Below are 15,365 nucleotides of genomic sequence, written 5' to 3' on the forward strand. Positions count from 1 at the left end.
TTTATTCTGACGAATATTCTGATGAATTTTGCCAATTCAATGATTCTGAAGCAATCCTAACGATACAGAACCACCTCTTGATTTCCTCAGACAAATTTTTTATCGTCAAAAAGTTCGTGCGCTTTCAAAATAGAAACGCTTCAAGGAAAACTTTATGAGTCTATTTGATCAAATCATCAGTGCAGTTGCGAATCCGCAACAACAAGGTTCAACCGACCAGCTTGGCAATATTCTAGGCATTGCTCAGCAAGTGGCTGGCAATCAAGGTATCGATTCTGGCGCAACTCAAGCGGTCATGTCGCTCCTCGGCGGACATGTTCGTTCCTCGTTACAAAACCAAGGAAACGACCAAGCTTACTCGCTGGTCAACCAATTTGCTGGACTCGGCAACAATCCCCAAGCTGTGAACGCGCTCTTTCCTGGCTCTATGCAGCAGCAAGTCGCCGAAAGCATCTCACAACATACAGGCATCGACTCCAACTTGATAATGTCGATGCTGCCCGTACTGGTGCCGCTCGTTCTCAACATGCTAAAAAGTGGAGCGCCCGCACAACAGCAGAGCGCTCAGTCGGGTAATCCCGTCCTGAATGCTTTTCTCGATGCCGATCGCGATGGCGATGTTGATATTGGCGACATGATGGGGATGGCTGGTCAATTTCTCAGCCAACGCGGGTAGAAACGCGAAAGCGGACTGCATCACGTGAATTCAGTCCGCTTTGGGTCTCAAGATTAATAATTATTTCTAGCGCCGCGTGGACCGCCTCCAGCCGCACCTGCACGAGGCTCACGCGGTTTTGCTTTATTGACTTTTAGCTCGCGACCTAACCACTCTGCGCCGTCTAGTTCAGCGATCGCGGCATCTTCTTGAGCATCATCTGCCATCTCGACAAAGGCAAATCCACGTTTTCTACCTGTCTCGCGGTCTGTCGGAAGGCTAACTCGGCTGACTTCGCCGTATTCTGCAAACACTTCCTTCAGATCTTCTTCAGTTGCCTGAAAAGACAAGTTTCCAATGTAAATAGTCACGTTACTCTCCAAACCATTCGTGTGAGGGGCAAAGTCGGTGATTGTCAATTCAGCAGGAATCGATATCCTCTCCCCCAAATCGCGATCGCCAAACTTTCGTTGTTAGAGTATTATACCTGACCCTCTCTAGAATGAGAAGCACAAGACCTGCCATTCGTCTACCTGTAAAAATAGGAATTTTTATCAAGTCGATAAACAGAGTCGTTAATTCTTATGCTAGAGAAGGCAACGAACTATTTCTAGATGTAATTTGCTCTGAGAAACTTGTCTCAGAAAGTTGACAAAACGTTACAATGTTAGAGAACCTTGAAAAAGAGTCAGTGCTAGTTCGCTGAATCTAGGGTGATCGAGTTTATATGTTGTGGTGAATCTTAGCGATCCTTTGCAAGAATAGCCACTTCTGTCTGTAACGCAGGCAACATAAGATTGGTTTAAGAGTAGAAAATTTCTGCCCTTAATCTTGTCTTAAATCTATAGGTGTACTCTGTGGGAGATACCTATAAATCATGTTGCCCTGCGTTTTATTTATGGCATTTTCTCACCGAAAACTTCATTTGGGAGTGTCGATGACCTCCCTCGCTGCTCTGATCATGGGACTCGCGGCATGTGCGCCTCAGACAGCGAATACTCCTCCTCAAGGTGCAACAGGCAATGCTCCGGCTGCACCCGCCGCTGCTCCGGGAGGTGCAACTTCAATTAATGGTGCTGGCGCGAGTGCGCCCAGCTTGCTCTACCAGCGTTGGTTCCAAGAGTACAACAAGAAAAATCCAGGCGTTCAGATTAGCTACGATTCGGTCGGAAGTGGTGCAGGGGTGAAACGCTTCATTGATCAAACGGTCGATTTTGGCGCTTCGGATGATCCACTCAAAGACGAAGATCGCTCGAAAGTTCCTAGCGATCGGGGTAAAGCGGTACAAGTTCCATCGACGGGTCTGTTTATTGTAATGGGCTACAATGCACCGGGTTTGACCGATCTAAAACTGACTCGTGAAGCTCTGTGTGGCATTGTCGATGGTTCGATCAAATCCTGGGATGACCCCAAGATCAAGGCAAACAATCCATCCGCACCAAGCCAGCCTCTGACCTTTGTTCACCGTTCTGATGGCAGTGGAACGACCGCAATTTTTACCAATCACATTAAAGCAGCTTGCCCTAACTGGAAAGCAGGAGCAGGCAAATCTGTAGAGTGGCCGACTGGAACGGGCGGGAAAGGAAACGAGGGAGTCACGGCTCAAATTCAGCAAACCGCAGGAGCGATCGGCTATATCGAGTATTCCTTTGCTAAGGAAAATAACATTGCGACTGCAAGCTTACAGAATAAAGCAGGTGAATTTATTGCTCCAACCCCTGAATCGGCAGCGAAAGCGTTCGTTGGGGCTACAGTTCCCGCTGATTTTGCGATGAAGGTTCCTGATCCAGAGGGCAAAGAGGCTTACCCGATCGCAGGCTTGACTTACTTGCTGTTGTACGAAAATCCCAAGGATCCAGCGAAAGCGAAAGCATTCAATGAATTCGTTAAATGGGCGTACAGCGATGGCAAAGCATTTGCAACAGAGCTAGGATTCATTCCTCTGCCAGAGGATTTATCGACAAAAGCTGCGGCTGCATTAGAGACAGTGAAGGTCGCAGGGAAATAAGATGAAGTTAGGGGAGCATATAGAAAAATTGCTCCCCGGCTGATTCCCGTCCCAATCCCGTGATATTGTTGCATCACTTTTTGTTGTATTACTTTCTCTGAATAGGTTTTTTATGGCTTCGCCTGCTGATCGATCTTCGCGCATGTCTTGGAAACGCTCAGATGCGTCCCGATGGATTGACGATGGCTTTGTTTGGTTGACGGCTGCTTTTGCGCTCGGGATTGGCATCCTGCTGTTGACGATCGCAGGTCGAGTCGGAACGGATGCATTTCCAGCTATTCAGAAATTTGGATTCGGGTTTCTCACGACTAGTCGTTGGAGCGTGAATGATGAAGTGTTTGGAGCGCTAACTCAAATTTATGGAACGCTGATCACCTCGTTTCTAGCGCTGCTCCTAGCGGTTCCGGTGGGAATTGGAGTCGCGTTATTTCTGAGTGAAGACTTTTTGCCGCCGCAGGTCAAACAACCGATCGTGTTTATGGTGGAATTGCTGGCGGCGATTCCCAGTGTGGTGTACGGATTGTGGGGTATCTTCGTGTTGATCCCCGTTCTGCGCCCGTTCGGAATTTGGTTAAATGCAGCTTTTGGTTGGATTCCCATTTTTAGTACAGCTCCTGCGGGACCTGGAATTTATGCAGCAGGCATTATTTTGGCAATTATGATTTTGCCGATTATTGCTGCGATTTCCCGAGATGCCTTGGTCGCCGTTCCGTCTGAATTACGCCAAGCTGCGTATGGATTAGGAGCAACTCGATGGGAGACAATATTCAGGGTTTTACTGCCAGCTGCCTTTTCGGGCATTGTGGGTGGAATTATGCTGGCGCTGGGTCGTGCCATGGGCGAGACAATGGCAGTCACCATGGTGATCGGAAACGTCGATTCGATCCGAACTTTCTCGATTTTGTCGCAAGGCTCAACGGTTGCTTCTTTGCTCGCGAACCAGTTTGCTGAGGCAAGTGGACTGCAGGTTGCCTCGCTGATGTATGCGGCACTGATTCTCTTTATCTTGACGCTGATTGTGAACGTGCTAGCCGAGTGGATTGTTCGCCGCTTTAGCATGAAGCTCTAGGCAGATTTAGGACTCTCACTATATGACTTCTCCAGAATTTTCAACTTCATCTGCCGCAAGAAGCTTAAAGCGATCGCCAACTTCCCCGCGAACGCTATTTTCTTCAGGAATGACCGTTCTCGCCTTTGCGTGTGCCGGACTTGCCTTGATTCCGCTAGCAGCGGTCATGATTTATGTCTTGGCAAATGGTTTGTCGCGACTCACGCCTTCTGTCTTTCTGGAGCTTCCCCCTGCACCAGGGCTAGCTGGCGGTGGATTTGGGAATGCGTTTGTCGGAACGTTGTTGACGGTCGGCATTGCCTCATTGATGGCAATTCCTTTCGGGATTGTTGGTGCAATTTATCTTTCGGAATTTGGGCGCGATACGAAGTTTGCAGAAACGGTAAACTTCTTGACCAACGTTTTGAGTGGAGTGCCCTCGATCGTGATTGGGGCATTTGCTTATGCGCTTGTGGTGCTGCGAACTGGAACCTTTTCTGCTGTAGCTGGCGGCTTTGCTTTAGCAGTATTGATGCTGCCAACCATTGTTAGAACCTCTGCTGAAGCCTTAGAGTCGGTTCCAAATGAATACCGTCAGGCTGCAATTGGGTTAGGATCGACAAAGATGCAGACAACGCTCAAAATTGTTTTACCTGCTGCAATTCCAGCGATCGTGACTGGGATTATGCTTGCGGTAGCGCGTGCCGCAGGAGAAACGGCTCCAGTGCTGTTTACGGCTTCCTTTAATCGATTTTGGAATACAACCTTGTGGCAGCCGACAGCAACGATGTCGCGTTTGGTGTTTGACTTTGCCACATCGCCTTTCAAGGCTCAACAAGAGCTAGCTTGGGCAGGTTCTCTCGTCTTGGTTGCACTCGTGTTAATCACGAGTATCCTGTCTCGGATGGTAATCAAACGTCGCTAAGTGCCGATTTGCAACGCATTCAACTTTACTTCCTTATATAAACGGTATGACTTCCAGAACTCAAGACGCTCGCACAACCGAATCAGTCTTTCGCACGCAAGATGTGAACATCTATTATGGGAATTTCTTGGCGGTGCGCGATGTGTCGATCGAGATTGCCAAAAACGCAGTCACTGCGTTTATCGGTCCTTCGGGATGCGGTAAAAGTACGGTACTGCGTTGCTTCAATCGCCTGAACGATTTGATCAAGTCATTCCATCTGGATGGCAAGATGTACTACCACGACCAAGATCTGTATGCGAAGGATATTGATCCGGTCGAGGTGCGCCGACGGATTGGGATGGTGTTCCAGAAGCCGAATCCATTTCCGAAGTCGATTTATGACAACGTTGCGTTTGGACCTCGCTTGTTAGGCTTCAAAGGCGATATGGATGAGTTGGTCGAGCGATCGCTCAAGCAGGCTGCACTCTGGGACGATGTGAAAGATAAGCTAAAAGCGTACGGAACCGATCTGTCTGGTGGTCAACAACAGCGGCTTTGTATCGCGCGTGCGGTTGCGGTGCAGCCGGATGTCATTCTGATGGATGAACCCTGTTCGGCACTTGACCCAATTTCGACGCTGAAGGTTGAGGATCTGCTGCAAGAGTTGAAAGAGAAATATACGATCGTGATCGTGACTCATAACATGCAGCAGGCTTCTCGTGCGTCAGACTACACGGCATTTTTCAATGTGGAAGCGAATGCGAAGGGGCATAGAACAGGCTACATTGTGGAATACGATCGCACAGAAAGAATCTTCCAAAACCCCCAAGAACAAGCAACTCAAGCTTATGTAAGCGGTCGTTTCGGTTAATCCTTCGTCTAGCCGTCAAACTCAAAAAGAACTCCAAGTTGTTAGAAAACCTGGAGTTCTTTTTGATTTAGAGTTCAACTGCGGAGTGGTTAGAAGATGAAAGCAGTATGTCTCAAGCTCTTGCGGGATCGCTAAATCGAATTTTGAGATAGTCCTCTTCCATTTTTGCTCCAGACGGCTGCAGGGCTGCTAACGCTTGCGGCAACACCAAATTGCGCCGATGATTCCCGATGCGCACATTCAGTTCATCGCCTGTCTTGCTCAATTCAATCTGAGATTTCTCAATCCCAGGCAAATACAGCTCTAAGCTGTACTGATTTTGCTCTTGAACAACTCGCAAGGTCGTTTCTTTGTAGTAAACCTGTGACGGATCTTCGTTGTTGGGATACAGCGTTTCTTTTAAGCGATCGAGCGCCTCTAATCCACACATTTCTTGCGAATATAACGGGACTTCCTTAATTGGCAAGGGCGTAAAATTCGAGTGAATCTCTTCGCGATATTGTTTTTGGTTCTCTTTCCACTGTTGGAAAAAGGGATCAGTCACTGATTCAGGAATAATCCGGTTTGCCACGACTAAATCTGTCGCAACGTTATACAAACTCAAATACGCATGAGCGCGCAGTGATTCTTTAATCACCATTTTTTCGGGATTCATCACTAATCGCACGGTGGTCTGCGTGGGATCAGTGAGCACTTTTTCTAACGCTTCAATCTGCTCGTAAAACTCGTAAGGTGCATCCATCACCTCTTTGTCCGGCAAGGAAAAGCCAGCGATCGGGCGAAAAATTGGTTCAACCAGCGGACGCAACGCGACCGAAATTCCCTGAAACGGCTTATAAAACTTCCGCATATACCAACCGCCGACTTCCGGCAAACTCAGCAATCGCAATGCTGTTCCCGTCGGAGCCGAGTCAATAATCAGCACATCAAATTCGCCTTCGTCATAGTGCCGCTTCATCCGCACTAATCCAAAGATCTCATCCATTCCCGGCAAAATCGCCAACTCTTCTGCCTGAACGCCTTCTAAACCGCGCGCCTGCAAGACTTGGGTGATATAGCGTTTGACTGCTCCCCAATTGCCCTCTAATTCCATCAGCGCGTCGAGTTCTGCTCCCCAGAGATTTGGGCGAACTTGTTTTGGCTCATGTCCCAACTCCAGATCAAAGCTATCGGCGAGAGAGTGTGCTGGATCAGTACTCAATACTAAAGTCCGGTATCCCAATTCGGCACAGCGAAGTCCTGTTGCTGCTGCGACCGAAGTTTTACCGACTCCGCCCTTCCCTGTCATCAGAATTACGCGCATTTAATCGAGTCCTGTCTGAGAATTTCTTTACATTCTTTTACTTAATTCTAGCGTCGATCGACAGTTTCTCCGAACTAAAAACCCCCGATCAAATAATTGATCGAGGGCAAATTCAAGGCAGTTCTTTGAGGGGTGGCGTAGAAGTTCCCGCAAAAACCTTATGTACGTGATTATACAGTGGCATTAGCGCAAATACGTAACCGTATTTACAGAAACTACACATTAAATCGGAACAGCATCACATCGCCTTCTTGGACGGTGTATTCCTTGCCCTCGCTACGAACTAGCCCTTTCTCTTTAGCAGCATTCATCGAACCGAGTTCGACTAAATCTTTATATGCCACTGTTTCTGCTCGAATAAATCCCCGTTCAAAGTCAGTATGAATTACACCTGCGGCTTGGGGAGCGAGCATACCAGCACGAATTGTCCAAGCGCGGGTCTCTTTAGGACCCGTTGTAAAGTAAGTCTGTAGTCCAAGCAATGCATAAGTTGCGCGGATTAACGATTTCAATCCGCCTTCTTCAACGCCTAACGAGGCAAGAAAGTCAGCGCGATCTTCTTCAGGCAGTTCGATGAGTTCAGATTCGACTTGTGCCGAAATGACAACGACTTGAGCATTCTCTTGGGCTGCAAGTTTCCGCACTTGTTCAACCCATTCATTTCCGGTGGCTAAATCATCTTCCGAAACGTTACAGGCATAGATGACAGGCTTATGCGAGAGCAATCCTAGCGGTTTGATAATTAGTTCTTCTTCCTCAGTCAGAACCACTTGACGAGCCGATTTTCCCTCGTTCAAGGCAGCACTTAGCCGTTCTAGAATTTCGACTTCTTGTTGGGCTTCTTTACTGGTACGAGCTTGTTTGCGACTGCGCTCGATTCTACGATCGATTTGATCTAAATCCGCTAGTCCCAATTCTAAGTTGATCACTTCGACATCTCGTGCTGGATCAACTGAGCCAGAGACGTGAATAATGTCATCGTCATCGAAACAGCGGACGACATGCACGATCGCATCGACTTCACGGATATTTGCCAAAAACTTATTTCCCAAGCCTTCACCCTGAGATGCACCTTTGACGAGTCCCGCAATGTCTACAAACTCAACGCGGGCTGGAATAATTTCTTCTGATTTTGAGATGTCAGAGAGAACTTTCAAGCGATCGTCTGGCACAGCGACCGTCCCGACATTGGGTTCGATCGTACAAAAGGGATAGTTGGCGGCTTGGGCTTTTGCATTGGCAACGACCGCATTAAATAAGGTTGATTTTCCAACGTTGGGCAATCCAACAATCCCGGCTCTTAACATGTTTGTGTGTGAAATAAAAGGATAGATCGGTTACGACGGAGTCGGAACAGGGTCAGGCATCGGCTCCGGTTCAGTTCCAGGAACAGGTTCCGGAGTCGGATCAGGTATCGGTGCGGGGATCGGACTCGGTTCTGGAGTCGGATTTGGCAACGGCGATGGAACCGGATTCGGTGGCGAATAAACCATAAGATATCCTAACGATAATTTGGCTTCTCTAACCTAGAAAGTCAGAAATCAAGATTCATCTGTCATTCGGTCAGCGTTTGAGGGTGGAGTCAGATCACGATCGATTGGTGAACAGATTTATAATGTCCAGTGTCCTTCTTCATGAAGCGCAGTGCAGCAGTCTCAAACCGAAACGCAGCTAAACATTCAGGTTCCTGAGAAAATTCGGCAGGCGCTAGAAGCCTATGCGACTGCAAATCAATTTCCGATCGAACTCGTGATTGAGATGGCGTTAGCTCAATTCCTGGATATTGATGCGGTGACGTTTGACGATTGCAATCCCGTCATGAGTCCTGGACAACTGCGCGAAGAACTTGAAATGCTCAAGCGTCACAAGAATGCAGTTTGATCGACTCCCATTACTCGAAATCTTGGCAGAGTGTGCTGAAAGCCAAAATGCTGCGTTTCATACACCGGGGCATAAGCGTGGTCAGGGGAGTTTCAAGGCATTTCAGCAACTCGTTGGCGATCGCACATTACAAGCCGATTTGCCCGAATTGCCGGAACTCGATAATTTATTTGCGCCTCAGGGTGCGATCGCGCAAGCTCAAACTTTAGCTGCCCAAACTTTTGGGGCTGAGCAAACCTGGTTTCTTGCCAATGGCTCAACTGCGGGCATCATTGCGGCGATTCTGGCAACCTGCAATCCAGGCGATAAAATTCTTCTGCCTCGAAATGTGCATCAGTCGGCAATTTCTGGCTTGATCTTGTCGGGTGCGATGCCGATTTTTTTACAGCCTGAATATGATGCAAATCTAGACATCGCGCACAGTGTTACACCTGAAACAGTTGCGATCGCACTTCAAACTCATCCTGATGCCAAAGCGATTCTTATCGTTTATCCAACCTATTACGGGGTCTGTGCGGAGATTCAAGCGATCGCAAATCTTGCCCATGCTGCGGGAATTCCGCTTTTAGTTGATGAAGCACATGGCGCACATTTCGCCTTTCATCCTGATTTGCCTATTTCAGCCCTATCAGCAGGCGCAGATCTAACAGTGCAATCAACGCATAAAACGCTCTCTGCGCTCACTCAAGCCTCGATGCTGCATGTTCAGGGAGAGCGCATTGATCGAGATCGGATTGCTCGATCAATGCAACTCGTTCAATCCACGAGTCCAAATTATTTACTCTTAGCTTCTCTGGATGCGGCACGGGCACAGATGGCAATTGAAGGAAAAGAGTTGATGGCAAGAACTTTAGAGCTTGCCGATCAAGCTCGATCGAGTATTGCAGAAATTCCAAATCTTTCAGTTTTTCAGCCCCCAGAACCATTTCAATTCGATCGAACTCGTCTGACTGTTACCGTTTCTCAACTCGGAATCGATGGATTTACAGCAGACGAAATCCTCCACCAAAATCTGGGTGTAACGGCTGAATTACCCTCGCTTCAGCATTTGACGTTTATCATCAGTTTAGGAAATACAGAAACGGACATCGATCGATTAGTGCAAGCCTTGAAACAGCTTCCTTCTGGGTCATTTTCGCCGATGCAAATTTCTGAATTTGATTTGCCTGAAACGGTCATGTCTCCGCGAGAAGCGTTCTTTGCAGGATCAGAAACAGTTGAAACTCATCTGGCAATCGATCTCGTCAGTGCTGAATTGATTTGTCCTTACCCGCCTGGCATTCCAGTCTTGCTACCAGGAGAGCGAATTACAAAAGGCGCGATCACGGCTCTCAAAACTGTCCTTGCCGCAGGGGGATTTATTAGCGGCTGTAGCGATTCCTCTCTCAACACCTTAAAAGTCTTACGCTAGATTTCAATTTCTGAATCACAATTCCTGAATCACAATAGGGTTAAGCCTCTTGCCTCGCGTTTATTATGTCTTCTCCTCTCTGGTCTTATGTGACTCCCGGTATTCCTGATGAGCTATTTGAAAACCTACCTGGAATTCCCATGAGCCAGCGTGAAATTCGACTGCTCATGCTGTGTCAGCTTCGGCTCAAATCAAATTCAGTCTTGTGGGACATTGGAGCCGGAACCGGAACCATCCCTGTCGAAGCGGGATTACTTTGTCCTCAAGGGCAAATTATCGCGATCGAGCGCGATGAAGATGTTGCTAATCTCATCCAGCGCAACTGTGATCGCTTCGGAGTGAAAAACGTCAAAGTCGTTGAAGGCAGTGCGCCTGACTGTTTGAAAACGCTGAAGCAAATGCCCGATCGAGTCTGTATTGAAGGCACAAAATCCATCAAAGAAACCCTTAGCGAAGTCTGGAAACACCTCAAACCTCAAGGTCGAATCGTCGCCACTGCTGCAAACTTAGAAAATCTCTATAAAATTTCAGAAAGTTTCGCTGAGCTTCACGCCCGCAATATTGAAGTTGTCCAATCCGCAATCAATCGCTTGGAAACCCGTGGTACAAGCCAATCTTTCGTCGCAGTTGATCCAATTTTTGTATTGAGCGGCGAAAAACTTGAATAAAAAATTCCACATCCTGGACACGTCACTCTGATAAAGTGATCCAAATGACTCTTAACCTTCTTAACCAAAATCTTATCCAGTCCCAGATTCAGGAGTGTGCCAGATCAGTTGACTTAAGAAGGGACAGTTAGACCAAGTTCTTGTCGTGAACGCTAAACAGTCTTATGCCTTGGTCTCGCATCTTTAGTGGAATTGTAGCGATCGCGATCGCGTTGGTGATGTTTCTGCTGGGCGGCTGGTATTTCACCGCTTTTTTTGGCGTAATTATTTACTTGGGACAACTCGAATATTTTGAGCTTGTCCGCGCCAAAGGCATCGCTCCTGCTGGAAAAACAACGCTCGTTGTCACTCAGATCCTATTGTTCATCTCAAATCTCAATCCTTCGCTTGCCGATGCCATCTTTCCGGTAGCCGGAACGTTGATTTGCTTCTACCTGCTATTTCAGCCAAAATTCGCCACGATCGCGGATATCTCCGCTTCGATCATGGGACTCTTCTACGTAGGATATTTGCCCAGTTTTTGGATTCGATTGCGATCGCTTGGACAAGCCGATCTCAGCAATCTTCCACTGGACGGGTTCTGGATTTTGTCCTGGCAGGGGTTTGAGAACTTACCTCAAGGCTTAACCCACACCCTACTCGCTTTCGTTTGTATGTGGGCAGCAGATATCGGAGCCTACACCGTGGGTCGTTGGATTGGTAGAACTCGCTTATCGGATATCAGCCCGAAGAAAACGGTTGAAGGCGCAGTGTTTGGAGTTTCTGCCAGTGTTGCTGTAGCAGTTATTGGCTCTTGGTATCTCGATTGGTCAGGATGGCCAATTACCGGAGTTATTTTCGGCTTGTTGATTGGAATCGCCAGTCTACTCGGAGATTTAACCGAGTCGATGATGAAACGCGATGCAGGCGTAAAAGATTCAGGGCAACTGATTCCAGGACATGGTGGAATTCTCGATCGCGCAGATAGCTACGTCTTTACAGCACCGCTCGTCTATTATTTCGTCACCTTAGTTTTGCCGCTGCTTCCTAAGACTTGATGCTCAATCGTGCTCAGCCCTGTCGTTCATCACAATCAGTCTGATAGGGAGATAGGGAGAAATTCAAGATTTCTGCTCCCTATCTCCCCACTTCCCACTCCCCAAATGGCTAGGGAAGCACCATTAATTTACCAATACAAGTCACCTTGTCAGGTTCGATCGTCAATTCGTGAATCTCCGTCTCGCTGCCTAAATTAAAGGTATACCCGTCTAGATCTGAAAGCGGTAAGCCTCGTTTGGCAGTTGCATGAGGTAGCCATTGCGGATTGACCAATTTCAATAAATTGGGTGCAGCTAAATCAAAACCTGTCCGAATTGCGATCGGCGTTGCATTTCCACTATCTGAGATCAAATCTGCCCCTAACACCACGAGATTGGAGCGCAGTTGAATCGAGAGATTCTGCAAATTCAATTCGCGATTGCTACTGACTCCTGCGGCACCTGATCTCAGAAGAGTCTGTAAAAATTCAATCACGCCAGTTCTCAGTAAAGGCGCATTCAGAGACGAACTCAGATCCGTCGCTTCTAATAAAACTGATCCCTGAACAGAGATCGGCTCAAGCAGTCGTAACGGCTTGCCTCGGACAATTTGACCAGCGTTTACGCGAATATTTTGCCCTGTCAGTTGAATCTGGCTGAATGCAAGACCTTGATAAATCGCATTTCTCGCGGTCAGCGCAAGTTGAGGAATACAGCCTGAGAGAATTTGCCGATCTCCTGATTCAATCTGAACTTGTAACTCCTCAACTTGCTCGACTTGAGATCTTAACCAGAGTCGAACAGCCGGAGCCAAAACTTTACTGATTAATCGAGTTCCTGTTGCAGCAGTCTCAATTTCATTCGTATCGCGATCGCTCAAAGTCATATGTCATTCAGTAAAGAGGCTTTAGAGCAGTGTACAGGAAAGCCCCTGCGAACTGCATTTGTCATCAAATTTTGACATTTTGCGATCCCAGAACGCTAAAGTGATCCCAAATTGTTATGATTTAATGACATTACGATCCCTGAATTGCCTGAAAAATCGTAAAAGCCTGATCAATCAAGCGCTTTCACCCCTTGATCCTGGGAGAAGATTCCGGCACTATGTAAGGCATCTTGCGATCCCCAAAGATTAAGAGAAGTTAAGTTGGGTGATCCCCCGACCGCTTGAGATAAGGACAATCAACACAATCACGGAGAAGTGATATGGCTACAGAACGTCCCCCTCTCACTGAAATGACCTTGCGGCAATTGCGTCGAGTTGCTAGCGAATATGGCGTATCTCGCTATAGCCGAATGCGAAAAGACCAGCTTCTCGCATCGATTCAGGAGATTGAACGGACACGATTTTCGACCCCTACCCCGTCCCCCCGTACCATAGAGGCACAAGAAGCTGTGGAAGCAACTAAATTCGATGTTGGACAAGACGACGCTCAATCCTTCACGGCAACGACTTTAGCAACGGTTGATGCCGATCTAATGGATCTTCCAGAAGGATATGGAGAAAGCCGCATTGTATTGATGCCCCGCGATCCTCAATGGGCATATACATACTGGGACATTCCCAATGAGCACAAGCAAGACCTACGTCGCCAAGGTGGACAGCAATTAGCACTGCGTGTGTACGATGTCACTGACGTAAATTTGGATTACCAGAGCCCGCACAGCGTTCAAGAATATCCCTGTGATGAGATGGCGCGGGAATGGTATTTGCCTGTTCCGGTCAGCGATCGCGATTATGCGATTGAAATTGGCTACCGGGCGGGAGATGGTCGCTGGTTAGTTCTGGCACGCTCCGCATCGGTGCGCGTTCCTCCGGTTTACCCGTCTGACTGGATCGAAGATCATTTCATCACCTTGGCTTGGGATGAAGATCTGCGCGGCAAGACGCTTCTGGAATTGGTTCCGCCGACTAAGAAGCAAGCAATGGGCACAGGCGTTGGCGGTGCTCAAAGCAATCCGATTTACGACGAAATCTTTGGCATGGCGCAAACGACCGAAGCAATGCGAATTGCGGGATCGCTCTACGGTTCGATGCAGCACTCTGCTTCTGTCTCGCATCTAGACACGATCAGTTCTTACGTCTTCCCATCGGGTGTAGGCATGTGGGCATTGCCGACTGCTTCGGGAGTCAATATGTCGGGTGTTGGGTTCTCAGCGTCTGCCCCGCCAATTCGTCCCCGGAAATTCTGGTTGATTGCGGATGCGGAATTGATCGTATACGGTGCAACTGAGCCAGATGCAAGTGTGACGATCGGCGGTCGCCCCATCACGCTGAATCCCGATGGTACGTTCCGATTCCAAATGTCCTTCCAGGACGGTTTGATCGACTTCCCGATCATGGCGGTTGCCGCAGATGGCGAACAAAATCGCGAGATTCATATGAAGTTCGAGCGTGAAACGCCTGCGCGTCGTACGAATACGAAAGAAGAAGCGATCGAAGAATGGCTCGTCTAATGTAATGCCAAGAGGTGAGCAGCGCTTCGGCTCACCTCGTTCTCAGTTCTCCCTTCCAATCGATCGAGTACTCGATCGATTTTTTTTATGGGCAGAATCCTGATTACATTAGAGGGATGAGACACGACGCTAAGTGGTTAGTGTTCTGCATTCTCTAGTTATCTGTGCTCTATTGATGAATTTGATGAATTATGACGTTAGATGAATTGTCTTCGACGTTGACTGTTCTGTTTGGGGATCAAGTCCAGGCGTTGGCTCCAGGTTCATTTCAAGTTGAAACTCCCCAGTTTCGATTATTGATATTACTTTCAGAAGATGAGTCTTGGGTCAGGGCATTGCTCCCGATCGCACCTGCTCAAGATGCGGAACCTTATTTAGAACAGCTACTCGAATCGAATTTTGATGTCACGCAAGAGGTGCGCTATGGGTTGCATCAAGGCGTACTTTGGGCAGTGTTTCAACATGCGATCGCGGGATTGACGACCAGAGATTTCCAAGCTGCACTTGAACGAATGATCGCGTTACAGCAGGCAGGATTAACAGATCTGTTCAATGCCTTTGTGGAGAAGCAGATCCGACAAATTGTGCAGGCAGCGAAGCTCCAGGGGCAATCCTTGGAGGCAACGATTCAGATGCTCGATCGCTTTTATCAAGAAGGAATGATGGGTGATTTGGCGATGGGAGCGCAGTCGAGAGAACAAACCATAGACGCTTGGCAGCGTCAACTGCGACGACTCTGGGATGAGGGAGAAGACGTATGAATTTAGTGGAAGTGTTGCGCGAAGATTATGCGAGATTTCCAGCTAACCAAACGTACAGCATTTATGCACAGGATGTTTGGTTCAAAGATCCGATGAATGAGTTTCGTGGCATTGATCGCTATCAAAAAATGATCCAGTTTATTGAAACTTGGTTTGTGGATGTCCAGATGGATTTGATCTCGATCGTACAAACCGAGAATGAAATCAAGACGCGATGGATTTTGAGTTGGAATGCGCCTCTACCCTGGAAGCCCCGGATGAGGATTCCAGGATGGAGTGAGTTGCACGTGAACTCAGATGGTCTGATTTCAGAACATGTGGATTATTGGGAGTGTTCTCGCCTAGAGGTGCTGAAACAGGTGTTCCGCAGTTAATTTTC

17 protein-coding genes are annotated in these 15,365 nt (G+C 47.9%); 12 read left to right on the forward strand and 5 right to left on the reverse strand.

The annotated features are described in order from the left end of the window. Positions 1 to 154: 154 nt before the first annotated feature. A complete protein-coding gene (locus ACMUEV_RS09600) occupies positions 155 to 676 on the forward strand; it encodes a DUF937 domain-containing protein (protein ID WP_190652960.1) in 522 nt (173 codons plus the stop codon). A 53-nt stretch (positions 677 to 729) separates the two neighbouring features. Here ACMUEV_RS09600 and ACMUEV_RS09605 read toward each other — a convergent pair whose 3' ends face one another. Then, a complete protein-coding gene (locus tag ACMUEV_RS09605; RefSeq protein WP_017289321.1) occupies positions 730 to 1,026 on the reverse strand; it encodes an RNA recognition motif domain-containing protein in 297 nt (98 codons plus the stop codon). Positions 1,027 to 1,553: 527 nt separating this feature from the next. On the opposite strand from ACMUEV_RS09605, the gene pstS reads away from it, so the two are divergent. The 4 genes from pstS (at position 1,554) to pstB (ending at position 5,489) form a co-directional block, all read left to right on the forward strand. Then, positions 1,554 to 2,663, forward strand: a complete 1,110-nt coding sequence (pstS, locus tag ACMUEV_RS09610) for a phosphate ABC transporter substrate-binding protein PstS (protein ID WP_017289320.1) — start codon at positions 1,554 to 1,556, stop codon at positions 2,661 to 2,663. Positions 2,664 to 2,775: 112 nt separating this feature from the next. Continuing rightward, positions 2,776 to 3,732: a phosphate ABC transporter permease subunit PstC gene (gene pstC / locus ACMUEV_RS09615; protein WP_190652961.1), complete on the forward strand. Its 957-nt coding sequence runs from the start codon at positions 2,776 to 2,778 to the stop codon at positions 3,730 to 3,732. Positions 3,733 to 3,754: 22 nt separating this feature from the next. Next, a complete protein-coding gene (gene pstA, locus ACMUEV_RS09620) occupies positions 3,755 to 4,636 on the forward strand; it encodes a phosphate ABC transporter permease PstA (protein WP_017289318.1) in 882 nt (293 codons plus the stop codon). A 46-nt stretch (positions 4,637 to 4,682) separates the two neighbouring features. Next, positions 4,683 to 5,489 carry a phosphate ABC transporter ATP-binding protein PstB gene (gene pstB / locus ACMUEV_RS09625; protein ID WP_017289317.1) on the forward strand — a complete coding sequence of 269 codons (807 nt, stop codon included), beginning with the start codon at positions 4,683 to 4,685 and terminating at the stop codon, positions 5,487 to 5,489. A gap of 112 nt (positions 5,490 to 5,601) precedes the next feature. Here pstB and ACMUEV_RS09630 read toward each other — a convergent pair whose 3' ends face one another. The 3 genes from ACMUEV_RS09630 to ACMUEV_RS09640 all read right to left on the reverse strand — a co-directional run bounded on the left by ACMUEV_RS09630 (position 5,602) and on the right by ACMUEV_RS09640 (position 8,285). Then, positions 5,602 to 6,792, reverse strand: a complete 1,191-nt coding sequence (locus tag ACMUEV_RS09630; RefSeq protein ID WP_017289316.1) for a TRC40/GET3/ArsA family transport-energizing ATPase — start codon at positions 6,790 to 6,792, stop codon at positions 5,602 to 5,604. Between the two features lie 215 nt (positions 6,793 to 7,007). Further along, positions 7,008 to 8,099 carry a redox-regulated ATPase YchF gene (ychF, locus tag ACMUEV_RS09635; RefSeq protein ID WP_190652962.1) on the reverse strand — a complete coding sequence of 364 codons (1,092 nt, stop codon included), beginning with the start codon at positions 8,097 to 8,099 and terminating at the stop codon, positions 7,008 to 7,010. Positions 8,100 to 8,129: 30 nt separating this feature from the next. After that, positions 8,130 to 8,285: a hypothetical protein gene (locus ACMUEV_RS09640; protein WP_017289314.1), complete on the reverse strand. Its 156-nt coding sequence runs from the start codon at positions 8,283 to 8,285 to the stop codon at positions 8,130 to 8,132. A 151-nt stretch (positions 8,286 to 8,436) separates the two neighbouring features. On the opposite strand from ACMUEV_RS09640, the gene ACMUEV_RS09645 reads away from it, so the two are divergent. The 4 genes from ACMUEV_RS09645 to ACMUEV_RS09660 all read left to right on the forward strand — a co-directional run bounded on the left by ACMUEV_RS09645 (position 8,437) and on the right by ACMUEV_RS09660 (position 11,789). After that, complete coding sequence (locus tag ACMUEV_RS09645; RefSeq protein WP_017289313.1) at positions 8,437 to 8,673, forward strand: hypothetical protein; 237 nt, start codon at positions 8,437 to 8,439, stop codon at positions 8,671 to 8,673. After that, a complete protein-coding gene (locus ACMUEV_RS09650) occupies positions 8,663 to 10,084 on the forward strand; it encodes an aminotransferase class I/II-fold pyridoxal phosphate-dependent enzyme (RefSeq protein WP_190652963.1) in 1,422 nt (473 codons plus the stop codon). The genes ACMUEV_RS09645 and ACMUEV_RS09650 overlap by 11 nt, the downstream gene beginning before the upstream one ends. A gap of 65 nt (positions 10,085 to 10,149) precedes the next feature. Beyond that, positions 10,150 to 10,752 (forward strand): precorrin-6Y C5,15-methyltransferase subunit CbiT, encoded by a 603-nt coding sequence (cbiT, locus tag ACMUEV_RS09655; RefSeq protein ID WP_190652964.1) that lies wholly within the window; start codon positions 10,150 to 10,152, stop codon positions 10,750 to 10,752. A gap of 164 nt (positions 10,753 to 10,916) precedes the next feature. Continuing rightward, entirely contained in the window at positions 10,917 to 11,789 is an 873-nt protein-coding gene (locus ACMUEV_RS09660; protein ID WP_190652965.1) for a phosphatidate cytidylyltransferase, read from the forward strand. Positions 11,790 to 11,898: 109 nt separating this feature from the next. Here the strand turns inward: ACMUEV_RS09660 and ACMUEV_RS09665 are convergent, their stop codons facing one another. After that, positions 11,899 to 12,654 (reverse strand): DUF2993 domain-containing protein, encoded by a 756-nt coding sequence (locus ACMUEV_RS09665; RefSeq protein ID WP_017289309.1) that lies wholly within the window; start codon positions 12,652 to 12,654, stop codon positions 11,899 to 11,901. Between the two features lie 320 nt (positions 12,655 to 12,974). On the opposite strand from ACMUEV_RS09665, the gene ACMUEV_RS09670 reads away from it, so the two are divergent. From ACMUEV_RS09670 to ACMUEV_RS09680, 3 genes are all read left to right on the forward strand, one after another. After that, positions 12,975 to 14,225, forward strand: a complete 1,251-nt coding sequence (locus ACMUEV_RS09670; protein ID WP_190652966.1) for a DUF4912 domain-containing protein — start codon at positions 12,975 to 12,977, stop codon at positions 14,223 to 14,225. 191 nt (positions 14,226 to 14,416) lie between these two features. Then, a complete protein-coding gene (locus ACMUEV_RS09675) occupies positions 14,417 to 14,986 on the forward strand; it encodes a hypothetical protein (protein WP_190652967.1) in 570 nt (189 codons plus the stop codon). Then, positions 14,983 to 15,360 carry a DUF2358 domain-containing protein gene (locus ACMUEV_RS09680; RefSeq protein WP_190652968.1) on the forward strand — a complete coding sequence of 126 codons (378 nt, stop codon included), beginning with the start codon at positions 14,983 to 14,985 and terminating at the stop codon, positions 15,358 to 15,360. The genes ACMUEV_RS09675 and ACMUEV_RS09680 overlap by 4 nt, the downstream gene beginning before the upstream one ends. Positions 15,361 to 15,365 lie beyond the last annotated feature (5 nt).

Origin of the sequence: Leptolyngbya sp. FACHB-1624, assembly GCF_047649235.1 — a bacterium.
In the GTDB taxonomy this organism is placed as follows: domain Bacteria; phylum Cyanobacteriota; class Cyanobacteriia; order Leptolyngbyales; family Leptolyngbyaceae; genus Leptolyngbya; species Leptolyngbya boryana.

Coding starts and splice junctions, on each gene's coding strand:
- ACMUEV_RS09640 (WP_017289314.1), bottom strand. CDS start 8,285: ATGGTTTATTCGCCACCGAATCCGGTTCCATCGCCGTTGCCAAATCCG.
- ACMUEV_RS09675 (WP_190652967.1), top strand. CDS start 14,417: ATGACGTTAGATGAATTGTCTTCGACGTTGACTGTTCTGTTTGGGGAT.
- ACMUEV_RS09680 (WP_190652968.1), top strand. CDS start 14,983: ATGAATTTAGTGGAAGTGTTGCGCGAAGATTATGCGAGATTTCCAGCT.
- ychF (WP_190652962.1), bottom strand. CDS start 8,099: ATGTTAAGAGCCGGGATTGTTGGATTGCCCAACGTTGGAAAATCAACC.
- ACMUEV_RS09630 (WP_017289316.1), bottom strand. CDS start 6,792: ATGCGCGTAATTCTGATGACAGGGAAGGGCGGAGTCGGTAAAACTTCG.
- ACMUEV_RS09660 (WP_190652965.1), top strand. CDS start 10,917: ATGCCTTGGTCTCGCATCTTTAGTGGAATTGTAGCGATCGCGATCGCG.
- pstB (WP_017289317.1), top strand. CDS start 4,683: ATGACTTCCAGAACTCAAGACGCTCGCACAACCGAATCAGTCTTTCGC.
- pstS (WP_017289320.1), top strand. CDS start 1,554: ATGGCATTTTCTCACCGAAAACTTCATTTGGGAGTGTCGATGACCTCC.
- ACMUEV_RS09650 (WP_190652963.1), top strand. CDS start 8,663: ATGCAGTTTGATCGACTCCCATTACTCGAAATCTTGGCAGAGTGTGCT.
- pstC (WP_190652961.1), top strand. CDS start 2,776: ATGGCTTCGCCTGCTGATCGATCTTCGCGCATGTCTTGGAAACGCTCA.
- ACMUEV_RS09665 (WP_017289309.1), bottom strand. CDS start 12,654: ATGACTTTGAGCGATCGCGATACGAATGAAATTGAGACTGCTGCAACA.
- ACMUEV_RS09600 (WP_190652960.1), top strand. CDS start 155: ATGAGTCTATTTGATCAAATCATCAGTGCAGTTGCGAATCCGCAACAA.
- cbiT (WP_190652964.1), top strand. CDS start 10,150: ATGTCTTCTCCTCTCTGGTCTTATGTGACTCCCGGTATTCCTGATGAG.
- pstA (WP_017289318.1), top strand. CDS start 3,755: ATGACTTCTCCAGAATTTTCAACTTCATCTGCCGCAAGAAGCTTAAAG.
- ACMUEV_RS09670 (WP_190652966.1), top strand. CDS start 12,975: ATGGCTACAGAACGTCCCCCTCTCACTGAAATGACCTTGCGGCAATTG.